Below are 16,126 nucleotides of genomic sequence, written 5' to 3'. Positions count from 1 at the left end.
ATGTGCAATGTCGGGGGCCGCGTGAGGGTCACTCACGTCAGCACCGCTGTCGGTTCACGGCCGTTCCAGGATCGCCGTCACGCCCTGTCCGCCCGCCGCGCAGACGGAGATCAGCCCCCGGCCGGGGGCGTCCCGTTCGGCGAGCAGGGTGGCCAGCGTCGCGACGATGCGGGCGCCCGTGGCGGCGAAGGGGTGGCCGGTGGCCAGGGACGAGCCGGCCACGTTCAGCCGTGCGCGGTCGACGGGCGCCAGACCTCGCTTCTCCCAGGCGGCCAGGGTGGCCAGCACCTGGGAGGCGAACGCCTCGTGGACCTCGACCAGGTCGAAGTCCGCCATGCCAAGACCGGCCCGCTCCAGCATGCGCGGGACCGCGTACGCCGGTGCCATCAGCAGGCCGTCCTCGCCGTCGGCGACGTCCCCGCGCACGAAGTCCACGGCGGCACTCTCGTGGGCGGTGAGGTACGCGAGCGGTTCCAGGCCCCGCTCCCGGGCCCACTCCTCGCTCGCCAGCAGCACCAGCGCCGCGCCGTCCGTGAGCGGGGTCGAATTGCCCGCCGTCATGGTCGGGCCGGGGTGCTCCAGGCCGAACACCGGCTTCAGGGCGGCGAGTTTCTCCACCGTCGAGCCGGGGCGCAGGTTCTGGTCGCGGGCCAGGCCCCGGAAGGGCACCACCAGGTCCTTCAGCAGGCCGCGTTCGTAGGCCGCCGCCAGCCGCTGGTGACTGGCCGCCGCGAGTTCGTCCTGGGCCTCGCGGGTGATGCCCCAGGCGCGGGCGGTGACCGCGGCGTGCTCGCCCATGGACAGGCCGGTGCGCGGCTCGGCGTTGCGCGGGATGTCGGGGACGAGGTGGCGGGGACGTACCTTCGCCAGCGCCTTGAGGCGGGCGGCCGTCGACGTCGCGCGCCGCGCCTCCAGCAGCACCTTGCGCAGGTCGTCGTTGACGCCGAGGGGCGCGTCGCTCGCGGTGTCGGCGCCGCCGGCGATCGCGGCCTCCGTCTGGCCGAGCGCGATCTTGTTGGCGGCGGCGACGACGGCCTGCAGTCCGGTGCCGCAGGCCTGCTGGATGTCGTAGGCGGGGGTGCGGGCGTCGAGCGCCGAGCCGAGGACCGTCTCGCGGGCGAGGTTGAAGTCACGGCTGTGCTTGAGGACCGCTCCGGCGACGAACTCCCCCACCGCGCCCGGCCCCTGCAGGCCGTACCGCTCGACGAGGCCGTCCAGCGCGGCGGTGAGCATCTCCTGGTTGGAGGCGGTGGCGTAGGGGCCGTCGGAGCGGGCGAACGGGACACGGGCGCCGCCGACGACCGCGACGCGCCGGACGGCAGTCGGCTTCAGGGTGCTCATCTCGACCTGCTCCTCACCGGTGACATAAGATTACCTCCGGTAACCTTACTCCAGAGTAAGCACGGAGGAGCCTCCATGGCCGACCGCTACCTGAGCTTCACCGGCACCGCGCCCGGCCGCTTCCTGACGCGCCGCCTGGGCCTCCCCCGGCCCGCCCCGCTGCGCCGCTGGTCAGCCGCCCGGCCGGAGCTGGACGGCGGCCTGCTCCACCTCACCGCCGGCACGTCCGGCCTCGGCCTCGCCCCCGTACTCGCCCGCACCGGACCCGGCCCGGACGAGACCACGGGCCGGCCCGCCGCCGTCGTCCTGGACGCGACCGGGATACGGGACGCCGAAGGGCTCGCCGAGGTGCACGCGGCCCTGCACCCCGTCGTGCGGTCGGTCGCCGCGAGCGGCCGGATCGTGGTGCTCGGCGCCCCGATCGACCCCGCCGACCACCACCAGGCCGCCGCACAGCAGGCGTTGGAGGGCTTCACCCGCTCCCTCGGCAAGGAGACCGGCCGGGGCATCACCGTGAACCTGGTCCGGCTCACCGACGCCCGCGCCGCCGAGTCCACCCTCCGCTTCCTGCTCTCGCCCAAGTCGGCCTACGTCAGCGGCCAGGTGATCGAGGTCGGCCCCCACGCCACCGCCGGCCCGCACGACGCGGACCGTCCCCTCGCCGGCCGCACCGCCCTGGTGACCGGTGCCGCGCGCGGCATCGGCGAGGCGGTCGCCGAGACCCTGGCCCGGGACGGTGCCACGGTGGTCGTCCTCGACGTGCCGCAGGCCGAGCAGGACGCCCGCCGCGTCGCCGAACGGCTCGGCGGCAGCGCGCTCCCCCTCGACATCACCGCCGCCGACGCGGGCGCCCGGATCGCCGAGGCCCTCCCCGACGGCATCGACGTACTCGTCCACAACGCGGGCATCACCCGTGACCGGCGGCTGGCCAACATGCCCGCCGAGCGCTGGGCCCCGGTCCTGGAGGTGAACCTGGCGAGCGTGCTGCGCACGACCGACGCGCTGCTCGCCGCCGGCGTCCTGAGACGCGGCGGCCGGATCGTCGCCACCGCCTCCATCGCGGGCATCGCCGGGAACGCCGGCCAGACCAACTACGGGGCGAGCAAGGCCGGGATCACCGGGATGGTCCGCTCCCTCGCCCCGCACGCGCTCGCCGGGCACGGCGTGACGGTCAACGCGGTCGCACCCGGGTTCATCGAGACGAAGATGACGGCCGCCGTTCCGCTGTTCATCCGCGAGGCGGGGCGCCGGATGAACTCCCTCGCCCAGGGCGGACTGCCCGTCGACGTCGCCGAGACCACCGCCTGGCTCGCCCACCCGGCCTCCGGCGCGGTGAACGGCCAGGTCGTACGGGTCTGCGGCCAGAGTCTGCTGGGGGCGTGAGCGCTCCATGACCTCCGCACCCGTGCCCACGCGCGAACTCCCCCAGGCCCCCGCCCTCGCACCGCTCCTGGCCCGCGGCGCCCTGCTGTCGCCCTTCAAACGGCCCCGCCCCGGCGCCGCTCACCCCCGCACCCGGCTGGTCCTGCCCGGCCTGCGCGTCGATCCCGCCCGGCTGACCGCCTACGAGCGGGTGTGCGGCTTCCCGACCGGTGAGGACGCCCTGCCGGTGACGTATCCGCACGTCCTGGGCTTCCCGCTGGCCATGCGGCTGATGAGCGGGCGGGACTTCCCCCTGCCGCTCCTCGGCCTCGTCCACACGTCGATACGGATCACCCGGCACCGGGCGACCCCGTCCGCAGGCCTCTATGACCTGACGGTGCACGTCGACGGACTGGCCCCGCACCGGCGCGGCACCGAGGCCGCCGTGGTGACACGGATGCGGGCCGGCGGGGACGTCGTGTGGGAGTCGCGGAGCACCTATCTGGCCCGGCACCGGACCACCGCCCCGGATGCGCCGAAGGACGCGGAGGAGAACCTCCCGCCCCTGCCCGCCGTCGCGGAGTGGCGCCTCGCAGGCGACGTCGGCCGGCGCTACGGCGCCACGTCCGGCGACCGCAACCCGATCCACCTCCACCCGCTCACCGCCCGGCTCTTCGGCTTCCCGCGCGCCATCGCGCACGGCATGTGGACCGTGGCCCGCTGCCTCGCCGCGCACGGCACCCCCGACGCGACGGAGATACGGGCCGCCTTCAGGTCACCGGTCCTCCTGCCGGGGACGGTGACCTACGCGGCGGAGGGCGGGCGCTTCGAGCTGCGCGGCACCGGCGGCCGGGTTCACCTGACCGGGGAGGTCCGCCCGGCCTGAGCCTCGCCGGCACCGGCTTCGTCGTCGGGCGGCGTCCAGTGGCGGCCCTCCATCAGGTCACCCAGCCCCGCCCAGGCGAAGTTCATCAGGGTGGCCGCCGACTGCCGGGCCGTGACACCGGGCGTGGCGTTGGCCCAGTCGGCGAGTGACTCGGCGGCACCGACCAGGGCCTCCGCGAGCCCGGACACCTCACGCGCGGGGAGATCCGGGTCCCGGTGGGCCTCCCGGGCGGCCTCCAGGATCAACTGCGTCACGAAGGCCACGATCTCCGTGCGCATCGCGGCCACCTCCGCGGCGAACACCTCGCCGTGCGTGCGGGCCTGGAGGTGCAGGACGGCCCAGCCGTCGGGGTGCCGGGCGGTGTGCGTGAAGAACGCCGCCAGACCCGACCAGAGCTGGCGGTCCGCGGGCAGTCCCGGCCGGGCACCGGCGCGGACCGCCTCGGTGAGGGCCTTCGCCTCCCGCCGGATGCAGGCGGTGAAGAGGTCCTCCTTGGAGTTGAGGTACAGGTACACCAACGGCTTGGACACGCCCGCCAGTTCGGCGATCTCGTCCATCGACGCGGCCATGTACCCCCGTTGACCGAAGGTCCGTACGGCTGCGTCCAGCATCTGCTGTTCACGGACCGCACGCGGCATCCGCTTCGTCTTCACGGCACCCATACGGCTTAGCGTACGGGCCCGCTCCGCATGCTCCGTCCGCCCTCGGACACACCGCCGCCCGCGGCGCCCCGGAGGGCGGCGCGGGCGGGGTCCGGCCGGCGGATCAGGCGGCGACGGCCACCTTCCGGGGCTCGTCGACCGGGGAGGCGTGGACGGAGTCGTACGCCTCCCGGTCGAGCAGCCCTTCGCGCGCGGAGACGACGACCGGGACCAGAGCCTGTCCGGCCACGTTGGTCGCGGTGCGGATCATGTCCAGGATCGGGTCGATGGCCAGGAGCAGGCCCACGCCCTCCATCGGCAGGCCGAGGGTGGACAGGGTGAGGGTCAGCATGACCGTCGCGCCGGTGAGGCCGGCCGTGGCGGCGGAGCCCACGACCGAGACGAACGCGATCAGCAGGTAGTCCCCGACGCCGAGCCGGATGTCGAAGATCTGGGCGACGAAGATCGCGGCGATGGCCGGGTAGATCGCGGCGCAGCCGTCCATCTTGGTCGTCGCGCCGAACGGGACGGCGAAGCTCGCGTACTCCTTCGGCACGCCGAGGCGCTCGGTGACCTTCTGGGTCAGCGGCATGGTGCCGACGGAGGAGCGGGAGACGAAGGCCAGCTGGATCGCGGGCCAGGCCCCCTTGAAGAACTGCACGGGGTTGACCTTGGCGACGGTCGCCAGCAGCGCCGGGTAGACGCCGAAGAGGACGAGGAGGCAGCCGGCGTAGATGTCGGCGGTGAAGGTGGCGTACTTGCCGATCAGGTCCCAGCCGTAGGTGGCGATGGCGTTGCCGATGAGGCCGACGGTGCCGAGCGGGGCGAGGCGGATGACCCACCACAGGGCCTTCTGGAGGAGTTCGAGGACGGACTCGCTCAGGGTGAGGATCGGCTGGGCCTTCTCGCCGAGCTGGAGGGCGGCGACACCGGCGACGGCCGCCATGAAGACGATCTGCAGGACGTTCAGTTCGGTGAACGGCGTGATGACGTCGGTCGGCACGATGCCGGTGAGGAAGTCGATCCAGGAGCCGGTGTTCTCCGGCTCGGCGCCGTCCGCCGGGGTGAGGCCGGTGCCCGCGCCGGGGTTGGTGACCAGGCCGATGACCAGGCCGATCGCCACCGCGATCAAGGACGTGATCATGAACCAGAGGAGGGTCCGCGAGGCCAGCCGGGCCGCGTTGTTGACCTTCCGCAGGTTGGTGATGGAGACGAGGATCGCGAAGAAGACGAGCGGGGCGACGGCGAGCTTCAGCAGGCCGATGAAGGTGCCGCCGACCTTCTCCAGGGTGGTGACCAGCCAGGACAGGTCCTGGCTGCGGGCGAGCCAGCCGAGCAGGACGCCCAGGACGAGGCCGGCGAGTATCTGGGCCCAGAAGGGCGCGCGCGGGGGCAGCTTGGACTGCGTGTTCGTGGACACGGACATGCTCCGTTGTGATCCGTCTGTGGGGACGCGTGAGGAAGGTGACGTGGGACTCGGGTGGCGCGGAACGTCAGGGACGACAGTTCGCGGAGGTGACCCGGCAGAGGTCCACGTGCAGGCGCGCCACGAGCGGAACACTCCGGGGCGTGGGGAACACGGCTGCTGACTTCACCCGGAGACCGTAACACCTGAACTTTGAGATCCTCAAAGCCTTACTTTGAGAGGCAGGGGTGCGGATCCATCCGTACAACGCAAAGCGCCCCGGGTTTCCTGGGGTTTCGGAAACCGGGGCGCCCGAAGCGCGGTGCGCGGGTGTGACGGACGTTACGAGGTCTGGCCCTGCGCCTGCCCCTGCGAGCGGGCGGTGTCGTCGCCCGTGTCCTCCATGGTGCGGTTGGCCTCGAGGTTGGCCTTGACCCGGTCCACCCGCCGCACGATCCGCTCGGAGGCCCGGTCCCGCTCCTTGCGGAGGACCACGAAGCTGATCGGCGCCGAGAGCACCAGCGCGAGCAGCACGATCCACAGACCGTTGGAGTCGCCCAGGCCGCGCGGGGCGAGGCCGGAGTGGACGAGACCCCAGACGACCACGAGGCAGCCCACGAAGACCCCGAGGCGCATCAGCGTGTAGCGGAGCATCTCATCCACTCTTCCATGCGTACGGTCAGAACACCCCAAAGGGACAACGTCCAGTGAAGCACGGCCGGTCAAGGATCTTTCAGCGGGGTACGGGCCTCAGGTCAGCGGCAGCAGCAGGAGGACGTCGTCCCGGTCGTCGCCGGGGGCCACGCGGATCGCCCCCGGGATCCGGCCGACCTCCTTGTAGCCGCAGGAGGCGTAGAAGCGCTCCAGTCCGAGTCCGCCGCGGCAGGAGAGCCGGATCGCCTCGATGCCGTCGAGGGTGCGGGCCGCCCGCTCGGCGGCGGCCATCAGGTCACGGCCGCAGCCCTTGCCCTGGTGGCGGGGGTGGACCATCACCGTGTAGAGCCAGAGCCAGTGGGTCATCAGGTGGTGGGTGTTGAACGTGAGGAACGCCGTCGCGGCCACCCGGCCCTCCTCGTCGTGCCCGACGAGCAGACGTGAGCGCTCCTCCGCCATCGACACGAACTGCCGCACCAGTTGGGGGCGGATCTCGTCCCGCGTCACCGGCGGCACGAAGCCGACCGCCCCGCCCGCGTCGGTGACGTCGGCCCACAGGTCGAGGATGCCGTCGCGGAGTTCGGGGGTGACGACGGGATCGAACGTGAAGGTAAGGGGCATGCGGGAATGCTAGCCCTTACTTCAGGGGGTGCACAGCCGTTTTCGGGTCGGCCACCAGCCCCCGGTACGCCGCCTCCCGGCCGTCGGCCCGCAGCACCGCGGGCGTCGGAGTTCACGGCGCCGAAGACCGGGCGAAGGCCGGGGGCCAGGGGGCGGGAACCCTCTGGCGGGGCAGGAGGGGCGGAGCCCCGTCCTCACACGCGCATCGGCTGGGGGGACTCCCGACGCGCCGGGTCAGGGCCGTCGTACTCGCGGATGATCTCGTAGCGGGTGTTGCGCTCCACCGGCCGGAACCCGGCGTCCCGGATCAGGTCCAGCAGATCCTCACGCGTCAGCTTGTTCGGCGTACCGAAGTCGTCCGCGTCGTGCGTGATCTTGTACTCGACGACCGACCCGTCCATGTCGTCCGCCCCGTGCTGCAGCGCGAGCTGCGCCGTCTGCACGCCGTGCATCACCCAGAACACCTTGACGTGCGGCACGTTGTCGAACAGCAGCCGCGACACCGCGAACGTCTTGAGCGCCTCCGCCCCCGTCGCCATCTGCGTCCGCGCCTGGAGCCGGTTGCGGACCTTGCCGTCCTTCATGTCCACGAAGTCGTGCTGGTAGCGCAGCGGGATGAAGACCTGGAAGCCGCCGGTCTCGTCCTGCAGCTCACGCAGCCGCAGCACGTGGTCCACGCGGTGGCGGGGCTCCTCGATGTGCCCGTACAGCATGGTGCACGGGGTCTTCAGCCCCTTCCCGTGCGCCAGGCGGTGGATGCGCGACCAGTCCTCCCAGTGGGTGCGGTGGTCGACGATGTGCTGCCGCACCTCCCAGTCGAAGATCTCCGCACCGCCGCCGGTCAGGGACTCGAGGCCCGCGTCGATGAGCTCGTCGAGGATCTCGGAGGCGGACAGGCCCGAGATGGTCTCGAAGTGGTGGATCTCGGTGGCGGTGAACGCCTTGAGCGAGACGTCCGGCAGCGCGGCCTTCAGCTCCCGCAGCGACCGCGGGTAGTAGCGCCACGGCAGGTTCGGGTGCAGCCCGTTGACGATGTGCAGCTCGGTCAGGTTCTCCGACTCCATCGCCGTGGCGAGCTTCACCGCCTCCTCGATGCGCATCGTGTACGCGTCCTTCTCCCCCGGCTTGCGCTGGAAGGAGCAGTAGGCGCAGGAGGCGGTGCACACGTTCGTCATGTTGAGGTGGCGGTTGACGTTGAAGTGCACGACGTCGCCGTTCAGCCGCGTCCGCACCTCGTGCGCCAGCCCGCCCAGCCAGGCAAGGTCGTCCGACTCGTACAGCGCGATGCCGTCCTCACGGGTCAGGCGTTCGCCCGCCCGGACCTTCTCCTCCAGCTCGCGCTTGAGCCCGACGTCCATGCCGATCCCTCTTTCCCTCGACCTCTTCAGGCAGACCCCGTCAACCGTACGCCCCGGTCAGCCGGCCTCTTCGGGCAGCTCACCCACGCGGTTCTCCCACTTCGTGGAGAGCACGATCGTGGTGCGGGTCCGGGAGACGCCCTTGGTGCCGGACAGCCGGCGGATGATCTTCTCCAGGCCGTCCACGTCGGTCGCCCGCACCTTGAGCATGAACGAGTCGTCACCGGCGATGAACCAGCAGTCCTCGATCTCCGTGAGGTCCTTCAGCCGCTGCGCCACGTCCTCGTGGTCGGCGGCGTCGGAGAGCGAGATGCCGATCAGGGCGGTGACGCCGAGGCCGAGCGAGGCGGCGTCCACGGTGGCGCGGTAGCCGGTGATGACACCGGCCGCCTCCAGCCGGTTGATGCGGTCGGTGACGCTGGGTCCCGACAGGCCGACGAGGCGCCCCAGCTCCGCGTAGGAGGCCCGGCCGTTCTCTCTGAGGGCCTGGATGAGCTGCCTGTCCACCGCGTCCATTCGAATCGAAGCCTTCCCCTGAAGAGGTACGAAAGTGTCTGAAAAGGGTGGTGCCGTGTCGTGGTCCGAAGGTGTGGCGGCCCGCTCAGTCGGTACGGGAGCCGCCGCCGAGTTCGCCCTTCCAGCGGCGGTAGAGCCGGTGCTCGACGCCCGCCGCGTCGAGTACGCGTCCGGCGACGAAGTCCACCAGGTCCTGGATGTGCGTCGCGCCCGCGTAGAAGGCCGGCGAGGCGGGCACCACGACCGCGCCCGCGTCGTCCAGCGTCACCAGGTGCCGCAGCATCTGGCCGTTCAGCGGGGTCTCCCGCACGGCCACCACCAGCGTGCGCCCCTCCTTCAGGGTCACGCTCGCCGCCCGCTGCAACAGGTCCTTGGACAGCCCGAGCGCCACCCCGGCCACACAGGCCGTGGAGGCGGGCACGATCAGCATGCCCTTGCTCGGATACGACCCCGAGGACGGCCCGGCCGCGAGGTCACCGGCGGCCCAGTACCGTACGTCGTCGAGGTCGGCGGTGAAGGTGTCCGGCTTTCCGTCCGCCCCCCGGGACAGCCATTCCCGCAGGTCGTCCCGCCAGTGGGCGTCACGGAAGGAGATCTGGGTCTCGTCCAGGAGGGTGAGCCGCGAGGCCCGGCTGACGACGAGGTCGACGCTCTCGCCGGCGGCGAGCAGCGCACGCAGCACCGAGGCGGCATACGGAGTGCCGGAGGCCCCGGAGACCCCTACGATCCAAGGCGTACGCCGCGTGTCTCCTGGCTTGACTGGGTTCACGACACCGAGCCTATCCGGAGCCACAGGGTGGGAACCGGCCAAGGGGGGCCGTACGTTCTCCTAAGAGAACGGGCCGACGGCGGGGGGTGGACGATGTCGGGTACACATCCCGAGTGGTCGCGGGGCGACCGGGCCCGGACCGCGGCCAAGCTGATGGCGGGCTGGGCGGCGCTGCTGTGGCTGCTCGAAGTGGTCGACGTGGCCACCGGTCACGCCCTGGACGACTTCGGCATCGTGCCGCGCACCCCTTCCGAGCTGGCCGACGTCCTGCCGGCCGCCTTCGTGCACTTCGGATTCGCCCATGTGGCCGCCAACACCGTGCCGTTGCTGGTGCTCGGCTTCCTGGCGGCGCTCGGCGGCATACGCCGGTTCCTCGCCGTCTGCGCGCTGATCGTCGTGGCCGACGGTCTGGGTGTGTGGCTGCTGTCCCCGGCGCACACCAACACCGCGGGCGCCTCCGGCCTGATCTTCGGCCTCTTCGGTTTCCTGCTGGTCAGCGGCTTCGTCGAGCGCCGTCCGCTCGGGGTCCTGGCCGGTGTGCTGGTGGCCGCGGTCTGGGGCGGCTCGATCCTGGCGGGCCTCGCCCCCACGCAGTCCGGCGTCAGCTGGCAGGGCCACCTGATCGGCCTGGTGGCGGGCGTGGCGGCGGCGTTCGTCTTCCGCCGCCGCCGCCACGCACCGGGAGCTGCCGCTGTAGCGCGCTAGGGAGTGAGCCCCCGCACCAGCAGGTCCAGCAGCGCGCACACGAACAGGGCGATGCCGATGAAGCCGTTGACGCTGAAGAACGCCCTGTTCAGGCGGGAAAGGTCGGTCGGGCGGACGATGGTGTGCTCGTAGACGAAGGCCGCGGCGACGATCACCAGCCCCAGCCAGAAGAAGGCACCGGCGTCGGTGAGCAGGGCGTACCAGACGAGGAGGGCCGTGGTCACGGCGTGGCAGACGCGGGCGCCCCGAACGGCGGCCGGGATGCCGAAGCGGGCCGGGACCGACCTCACGCCGGTCTCGCGGTCGGTGTCGACGTCCTGGCAGGCGTAGATCAGGTCGAAGCCGCCGATCCAGATGCCGACCGCCAGACCGAGGACCACCGCCTCCCACGACCACGACCCGGTGACGGCCAGCCAGCCGCCGACCGGGCCCATGGCCTGGGCGAGACCGAGGATGGCCTGCGGGAAGTCGGTGAACCGCTTGCCGTACGGGTACACCACCATCGGGATCACGGCGACGGGCGCGAGGGCGAGGCACAGCGGGTTGAGCAGGGCCGCCGCGCCCAGGAAGACGACGAGGGCGATCAGGGCGCCGGTCCAGGCGTGCCTGACCGACATCGCGCCGGTGACCAGCTCGCGGTGCGCGGTGCGCGGGTTGCGGGCGTCGATCTCGCGGTCGATGATCCGGTTGGCGGCCATCGCGAAGGTCCGCAGCCCGACCATGGCGAGGGTGACCAGCAGCAGCCGTCCCCAGTGGATGTTCGCGTCCCACTCGTACATCGCGGTGAGCGCGGCGATGTAGGCGAAGGGCAGCGCGAACACCGAGTGCTCGATCATGACGAGGCGCAGGAACGCCTTGGTGCGTCCCGGCCGCGACGCCGGGCCGGAACCCACGACCCCGTCGGCGGTGGTCATCATGCGAGGCTCCCGAGGAACGTGTCGAGGTCGGCGAGCAGCGCGGCGACGGGCAGCGGGCCCGTCTCCACGGTCAGCGGCTTGTCGGCGTCGTCGGGCGGGGTGACCTGGGCGGTGAAGGCGCAGGTGCCGGCATCGGCCGGACGGGCCTCCAGGCGCAGCACCGAGCCGCCGTCGACCGTGAACGGCTCGCCCGCGGTGGTGAGCCCGTCGCGCAGTCGCCGCGCGAAGTCGGCGGGTTCCGCGTCGCGTACGCCGGGCAGCTCGAAGCCGTCGCCGTCGCCGCCCCGCTCGAAGAGCACCGCCCAGGTGTCACCGGGACCGGCGAGCTCCTCGGGCGTGACCCCCGCCTCCTCGGCGGCCCGGCGCACCCCCTCGTCGTCCGGGTCGAGCTCGGGGCGCACGAGGGCCACGTAGTCGGTGTCGGTTCCGATGAAGAGTGCCGGGCCGCCGACGGCGAGGGGACTCACAGTCCGTACTCCTTCCAGCGGCGGTCGACCTTCGCCGCCGTCTCGGGGTCGGACTCCACCATGTCGGGCCAGCCCCCGTCGCGCGTGTACCCCTCCTCGGGCCACTTCCTCGTCGCGTCGATGCCCGCCTTGCCACCCCAGAACTGCTGGTAGGAGGCGTGGTCGAGATGGTCGACGGGGCCTTCGACGACGGTGAGGTCACGGGCGTAGTCGGTGTTTCCGAGGGCCCGCCAGGAGACCTCGTGCAGGTCGTGGACGTCGCAGTCGGAGTCGACGACCACGATCAGCTTGGTCAACGACATCATGTGGGCGCCCCAGATGGCGTGCATCACCTTCTGGGCGTGTTTGGGGTACTTCTTGTCGATCGAGACGATCGCGCAGTTGTGGAAGCCGCCGGACTCGGGCAGGTGGTAGTCCACGATGTCCGGCACGATGATCTTCAGCAGCGGCAGGAAGAAGCGCTCGGTCGCCCGCCCCAGCGGCCCGTCCTCGGTCGGCGGCCGCCCGACGACGATCGACTGGAGCAGCGGGCGCTTCCGCATCGTCACGCAGTCGATCCTCAGGGCGGGGAAGGGCTCCTGCGGGGTGTAGAAGCCGGTGTGGTCCCCGAACGGCCCCTCGGGGAGCATCTCGCCGGGCTCCAGCCAGCCCTCGATCACGACCTCGGCCTGCGCCGGGACCTGGAGCGGGACGGTCTTGCAGTCGACCATCTCGATCCGCTTGCCCTGCACGAAACCGGCGAACAGGTACTCGTCGATGTCACCGGGCAGCGGCGCGGTGGACGCGTACGTCACCGCCGGCGGGCAGCCGAAGGCGATGGCGACCGGCAGGCGCTCGCCGCGCCGGGCGGCCACCTGGTAGTGGTTCCGGCTGTCCTTGTGGATCTGCCAGTGCATGCCGATGGTGCGCTTGTCGTGGCGCTGGAGCCGGTACAGGCCCAGGTTCCGGACCCCCGTCTCCGGGTCCTTGGTGTGGGTCAGCCCCAGGTTGAAGAAGGAGCCGCCGTCCTTGGACCAGGTGAACAGCGCCGGGAGCTGTTCGAGGTCCACGTCGTCGCCGGTGAGCACGACCTCGTGCACGGGCGCGTCCCCGGACTTCACCTTCTTCGGCGGTACGTGCGTCATCGCGCCGAGCTTCCCGAACGCCTCACGCACGCCGACGAAGCCCTGCGGCAGCTCCGGCCGGAGCAGTCCGCCGATCCTGTCGGAGATGTCCGCGTACGACTTCAGCCCGAGCGCCTTCAGCAGGCGGCGGTCGGTGCCGTACACGTTCATCGCGAGGGGCATGCTCGAACCGCGCACGTTCTCGAAGAGCAGGGCGGGACCGCCGGCCTTGTTCACCCGGTCGACGATCTCACCGACCTCCAGGTACGGGTCGACTTCGGCCTTGATGCGCTTGAGGTCGCCCTCGCGCTCCAGCGCCCTGAGCAGGGAGCGAAGATCGTCGTAAGCCATGCGGTCAAGTATCCCCGAGCGGTTACCCTGGCCCTGTACCACCCACCGCTTTCGCTGGAGAGGCCCCATGCTGCGGGTGCTGATGTTCCTCGTGCCACTGGCACTGAGCGTGTACGCGTTCATCGACTGCATCAGCACGAAGGACGAGGACGTGCGGCACATTCCCAAGCCGCTGTGGGCGATCCTCGTGCTGCTCTTCCCGCTCGTCGGCTCGATCTCCTGGCTCATCGCCGGCAAGAAGCGGCACCCCGCGGGGTCGGGCGGCGGCTCCATCGGCTCCGCCTGGAACCGCGGCGGCGCCCGCCGCCAGTGGGTGGCACCGGACGACAACCCGGAGTTCCTGAAGTCCCTGAACGAGGACAAGGACAAGGACAAGGACGACAAGCCGGGGGACGGCGAGCGCGGCGGAGCCGGCTGACCGCCCCCGCGCGTCAGCTCCTGGCCCAGCCCTGGCCGGCCGAACCGTCGCACTCCCGCACCATGATCATGCCGCCCGGCCGGGCGTGGTCCAGACACCTGCCGGTCTTCGTGAGGACCACGGTGCCGTCCGGGCCGAGCCGCCACTCCTGGGCGTCGTCCGCGCCGCAGGACGCGCTGTGCATCGCTCCGTAGGCGGACAGGCAGTTGCCGGACGTCCGGTGCACGATCCGGTAGGTGCCGGACGAGACGCTCCGCAGGCTCCAGCCGGCCGCGGCGGCGGCGCAGTCGCCCATGGAGACGTTGCCGTAGCCGGCGTTCTTGGAGGCGGTGAGGCACAGACCGCTCTCCGCGTTGCGCAAGGTGGAGCCGCCCGTCGACGGGGCCTTGGTCACCGTGCCCGTGCCCGTGCCCGTGTCCGGGCCGGAGCCCTCCCCGCCGCCGGTGCCGCCCTTCGCGCCCGCGTCGTCCGGGTCCGGGGCGGCGCCTTCCGCCCCTGCCGCACTCGGCGACTCCGGGGATCCGGATGATCCGGACTTCTCCGCGCTCTTCGAGGAGGACGCGCCGGCGGACGGCGACGTCTTCGCGGCCCCGCCGGCCGTCCCGGAGGGCGTCGCGGTGGCGGAGGTCGTGACCGACGCGGAGGGAGTGGGCCCCGCCGCGTCGCCGGTGTCGAAGGTGTACGGCAGCAGCGTGAAGGCGAGGGTGGTGCCCGTCGCGACGACGACCGGGACGACCACGGGGATCACCCGGGTCCTGCGGTCACGCTTCTCCCGCGCCGGCCCGGACGCCCCGGGCACCCGCGGCTCCTCAGGCTTCGCCGGTTCTTCCGGTGCCTGCGGTGCATGCCGGGCCTCCGGTACGTCCGGTACGTCCGGTACGTCCGGGACCGTCGGCGTCCGCTCCGCGAAGGCGGCCCGTTCGGTCAGCCGCGCGGTGACCGGCTCAGGCCACAGGGGCGGGGTGAACGGACCGTGCCGGTCCGCGAGTCCGACGAGTTCGGTGGCGGTGGGCCGGCCCTCGTAGTCCTTGTCGAGGCAGGCCTCGACGACCTCGGCGAGTTCCGGGTCCAGGGCGCGTACGGCGTCGAGGTCGGGTTCCTCGTGCACGATCCGGTACAGCACGGCGTGTCCGGACTCGTCACCGAAGGGCGGCCGGCCGCTCGCCGCGTACGCGAGGACCGAGCCGAGCGCGAAGATGTCGACGGCGCCGGTCGACCTGCGTGCTCCCGAGGCCTGTTCGGGGGACATGTAGGCGGGAGTGCCCACCACCATGCCGGTGCGGGTGAGCTGGCTCTGCTCGGCGGCACGGGCCACGCCGAAGTCGATGAGGGTGAGGCCGTCGAGGGTGAGCATGACGTTGGACGGCTTGATGTCCCGGTGCACCATGTCCAGCGCGTGGACCGCGGCGAGCCCCGCGGCGGCCTCGCGCAGCAGCAGCCACAGGGCGTCGGCGGGCAGCGGCCCCTCGTGGGCCTCGAGGGCCTCGCGCAGGGTGAGACCGGGGACGTAGGCGGTGGCGAACCACGGTGGCCTGGCGGTGCGGTCGCCCGCGAGCAGCGGGGCGGTGGCGTGCTCGGGTAAGCGGGCCAGGTTGTCCAGCTCGTGGCCGAAGCGGCGCAGGAAGTCCTTGTCCTCGGCGACGACCGACGGCAGCAGCTGCTTGACGGCGGCGTACCGCCCCTCGTGCACACCGAGATAGACACGGCCCATGCCGCCGGCACCGAGCCGTCCGACGAGCGGGATCGGTCCGATCCGCCGCGGGTCCTCGTCCTCCAGCGGCTCGGCACCGCTTCCGCCCAGCTCGATCACGCCTGCCCCGTTGTCGTGTGCTGTCATCGCGTCACCGGTGGCGCCCCGCCCGTTCCCTCCCGCGACGGGCGGGACGCACGTCGGCACGGATCAGTCTGGAACAGCGCGAGCTAGAATTGGAAGGGGATTCTAGAAATTCACTCCAGAAAAACCGGGAAGGTACAGCGACCCTGCGATGAGCCCGAAGCAGCACCGTGGTGAGGTCACCGCCGAGCAGCTCCTCGACGCGGCGCTGCGCGTCTACGGGGAGTCGGGCGAGCAGGGCCTCACCGTCAGCGCGGTGACCGGCGCGAGCGGCGTCAGTCCGGGCAGCCTCTACCACCATTTCGGCAGCATGGACGGCCTGGTGACCGCCCTGCTGATGCGCTGGCTGGAGCGACTGCTGGTCGAGATGGTCAGGGCGCTGGAACAGTCGGACTCCGCCCGCACCGGCATCCAGGCCCTCGTGCGGACGTATCTGGCCTTCATCCGGGATCACCGGGACGCGGGTCTGCTCCTGCACTCCTCCCGCGCGGACGAACTCGGGATGCACCAGGCGAAGCAGCTCCGTGACGCCCAGGAGGCCCGGCTGACACCGCTGCCGGCGTGGGTGAGCCGGCACGTCGAGTCGGGCGAGGTCGCGCCCCTGCCGGTGTCCGTGCTGGAGTCCCTGATCCTGGGCCCGGTCATCGGCGTCAGCCGCCGCTGGCTGACCCTCGGCGACGTCGACCTCGACGAGGCGGCGGACATCCTGCCGGACCGGATCTGGCGCTCGGTCGGCGCGGAACCGCGGTGAGCCGGAGGCCGGGCCGACCCGGTCGTG

Annotated in this window: 18 protein-coding genes; 5 read left to right on the top strand and 13 right to left on the bottom strand. The window is 71.9% G+C overall.

Translation table 11 applies throughout. The features are described from left to right. Positions 1-54 precede the first annotated feature (54 nt). Positions 55-1,341, bottom strand: coding sequence for an acetyl-CoA C-acetyltransferase (locus tag F1615_RS27860; RefSeq protein ID WP_149551801.1), 1,287 nt, complete (start codon positions 1,339-1,341; stop codon positions 55-57). 75 nt (positions 1,342-1,416) lie between these two features. On the opposite strand from F1615_RS27860, the gene F1615_RS27855 reads away from it, so the two are divergent. Then, positions 1,417-2,724: a 3-oxoacyl-ACP reductase gene (locus tag F1615_RS27855; protein WP_149551800.1), complete on the top strand. Its 1,308-nt coding sequence runs from the start codon at positions 1,417-1,419 to the stop codon at positions 2,722-2,724. Between the two features lie 7 nt (positions 2,725-2,731). After that, positions 2,732-3,589: a MaoC family dehydratase gene (locus tag F1615_RS27850; RefSeq protein ID WP_149551799.1), complete on the top strand. Its 858-nt coding sequence runs from the start codon at positions 2,732-2,734 to the stop codon at positions 3,587-3,589. Here F1615_RS27850 and F1615_RS27845 read toward each other — a convergent pair. From F1615_RS27845 to F1615_RS27815, 8 genes are all read right to left on the bottom strand, one after another. Continuing rightward, positions 3,559-4,251 (bottom strand): TetR/AcrR family transcriptional regulator, encoded by a 693-nt coding sequence (locus tag F1615_RS27845; RefSeq protein ID WP_149551798.1) that lies wholly within the window; start codon positions 4,249-4,251, stop codon positions 3,559-3,561. The genes F1615_RS27850 and F1615_RS27845 overlap by 31 nt on opposite strands. Positions 4,252-4,354: 103 nt before the next feature. Then, positions 4,355-5,656 (bottom strand): dicarboxylate/amino acid:cation symporter, encoded by a 1,302-nt coding sequence (locus tag F1615_RS27840; protein WP_149551797.1) that lies wholly within the window; start codon positions 5,654-5,656, stop codon positions 4,355-4,357. A gap of 67 nt (positions 5,657-5,723) precedes the next feature. After that, complete coding sequence (locus tag F1615_RS37005) at positions 5,724-5,810, bottom strand: putative leader peptide (RefSeq protein ID WP_327148552.1); 87 nt, start codon at positions 5,808-5,810, stop codon at positions 5,724-5,726. 167 nt (positions 5,811-5,977) lie between these two features. Next, complete coding sequence (locus F1615_RS27835) at positions 5,978-6,289, bottom strand: DUF4229 domain-containing protein (protein WP_149551838.1); 312 nt, start codon at positions 6,287-6,289, stop codon at positions 5,978-5,980. Between the two features lie 96 nt (positions 6,290-6,385). Further along, positions 6,386-6,910, bottom strand: coding sequence for a GNAT family N-acetyltransferase (locus F1615_RS27830; protein ID WP_149551796.1), 525 nt, complete (start codon positions 6,908-6,910; stop codon positions 6,386-6,388). A gap of 194 nt (positions 6,911-7,104) precedes the next feature. Then, a complete protein-coding gene (gene mqnE, locus F1615_RS27825; protein WP_149551795.1) occupies positions 7,105-8,268 on the bottom strand; it encodes an aminofutalosine synthase MqnE in 1,164 nt (387 codons plus the stop codon). Between the two features lie 57 nt (positions 8,269-8,325). Beyond that, complete coding sequence (locus F1615_RS27820) at positions 8,326-8,784, bottom strand: Lrp/AsnC family transcriptional regulator (protein ID WP_149551794.1); 459 nt, start codon at positions 8,782-8,784, stop codon at positions 8,326-8,328. 85 nt (positions 8,785-8,869) lie between these two features. Further along, positions 8,870-9,553, bottom strand: coding sequence for a UbiX family flavin prenyltransferase (locus tag F1615_RS27815; protein ID WP_167533875.1), 684 nt, complete (start codon positions 9,551-9,553; stop codon positions 8,870-8,872). A gap of 93 nt (positions 9,554-9,646) precedes the next feature. Between F1615_RS27815 and F1615_RS27810 the strand changes: the two genes are divergently transcribed. Beyond that, complete coding sequence (locus F1615_RS27810) at positions 9,647-10,258, top strand: rhomboid family intramembrane serine protease (protein ID WP_149551793.1); 612 nt, start codon at positions 9,647-9,649, stop codon at positions 10,256-10,258. Here F1615_RS27810 and mqnP read toward each other — a convergent pair. Genes mqnP through F1615_RS27795 form a run of 3 tightly spaced genes read right to left on the bottom strand, consistent with a single transcriptional unit; the run spans position 10,255 to position 13,096 of the window. Beyond that, entirely contained in the window at positions 10,255-11,175 is a 921-nt protein-coding gene (mqnP, locus tag F1615_RS27805; RefSeq protein ID WP_208818423.1) for a menaquinone biosynthesis prenyltransferase MqnP, read from the bottom strand. The two genes, F1615_RS27810 and mqnP, sit on opposite strands and share 4 nt — an antisense overlap. Next, a complete protein-coding gene (locus F1615_RS27800; RefSeq protein WP_149551792.1) occupies positions 11,172-11,642 on the bottom strand; it encodes a hypothetical protein in 471 nt (156 codons plus the stop codon). Before F1615_RS27800 ends, mqnP begins: the two co-directional genes overlap by 4 nt. After that, complete coding sequence (locus F1615_RS27795; RefSeq protein WP_149551791.1) at positions 11,639-13,096, bottom strand: menaquinone biosynthesis decarboxylase; 1,458 nt, start codon at positions 13,094-13,096, stop codon at positions 11,639-11,641. Before F1615_RS27795 ends, F1615_RS27800 begins: the two co-directional genes overlap by 4 nt. A 67-nt stretch (positions 13,097-13,163) precedes the next feature. On the opposite strand from F1615_RS27795, the gene F1615_RS27790 reads away from it, so the two are divergent. Beyond that, the gene (locus F1615_RS27790; RefSeq protein ID WP_149551790.1) at positions 13,164-13,514 is read left to right on the top strand and encodes a PLD nuclease N-terminal domain-containing protein; all 351 of its coding nucleotides are present in this window, start codon (positions 13,164-13,166) and stop codon (positions 13,512-13,514) included. A 13-nt stretch (positions 13,515-13,527) separates the two neighbouring features. Here F1615_RS27790 and F1615_RS27785 read toward each other — a convergent pair whose 3' ends face one another. Then, positions 13,528-15,351, bottom strand: a complete 1,824-nt coding sequence (locus F1615_RS27785; protein ID WP_244328876.1) for a serine/threonine protein kinase — start codon at positions 15,349-15,351, stop codon at positions 13,528-13,530. Positions 15,352-15,499: 148 nt separating this feature from the next. On the opposite strand from F1615_RS27785, the gene F1615_RS27780 reads away from it, so the two are divergent. Next, on the top strand, positions 15,500-16,099 hold the full coding sequence (locus F1615_RS27780; protein ID WP_149551789.1) for a TetR/AcrR family transcriptional regulator: 600 nt from the start codon (positions 15,500-15,502) through the stop codon (positions 16,097-16,099). Positions 16,100-16,126 lie beyond the last annotated feature (27 nt).

The sequence above is a fragment of the Streptomyces marokkonensis genome (assembly GCF_008312835.1).
Taxonomy (GTDB): domain Bacteria; phylum Actinomycetota; class Actinomycetes; order Streptomycetales; family Streptomycetaceae; genus Streptomyces; species Streptomyces marokkonensis_A.
Note: the sequence above shows the minus strand (reverse complement) of the source record. Positions and strands in the feature narration are given on the sequence as shown.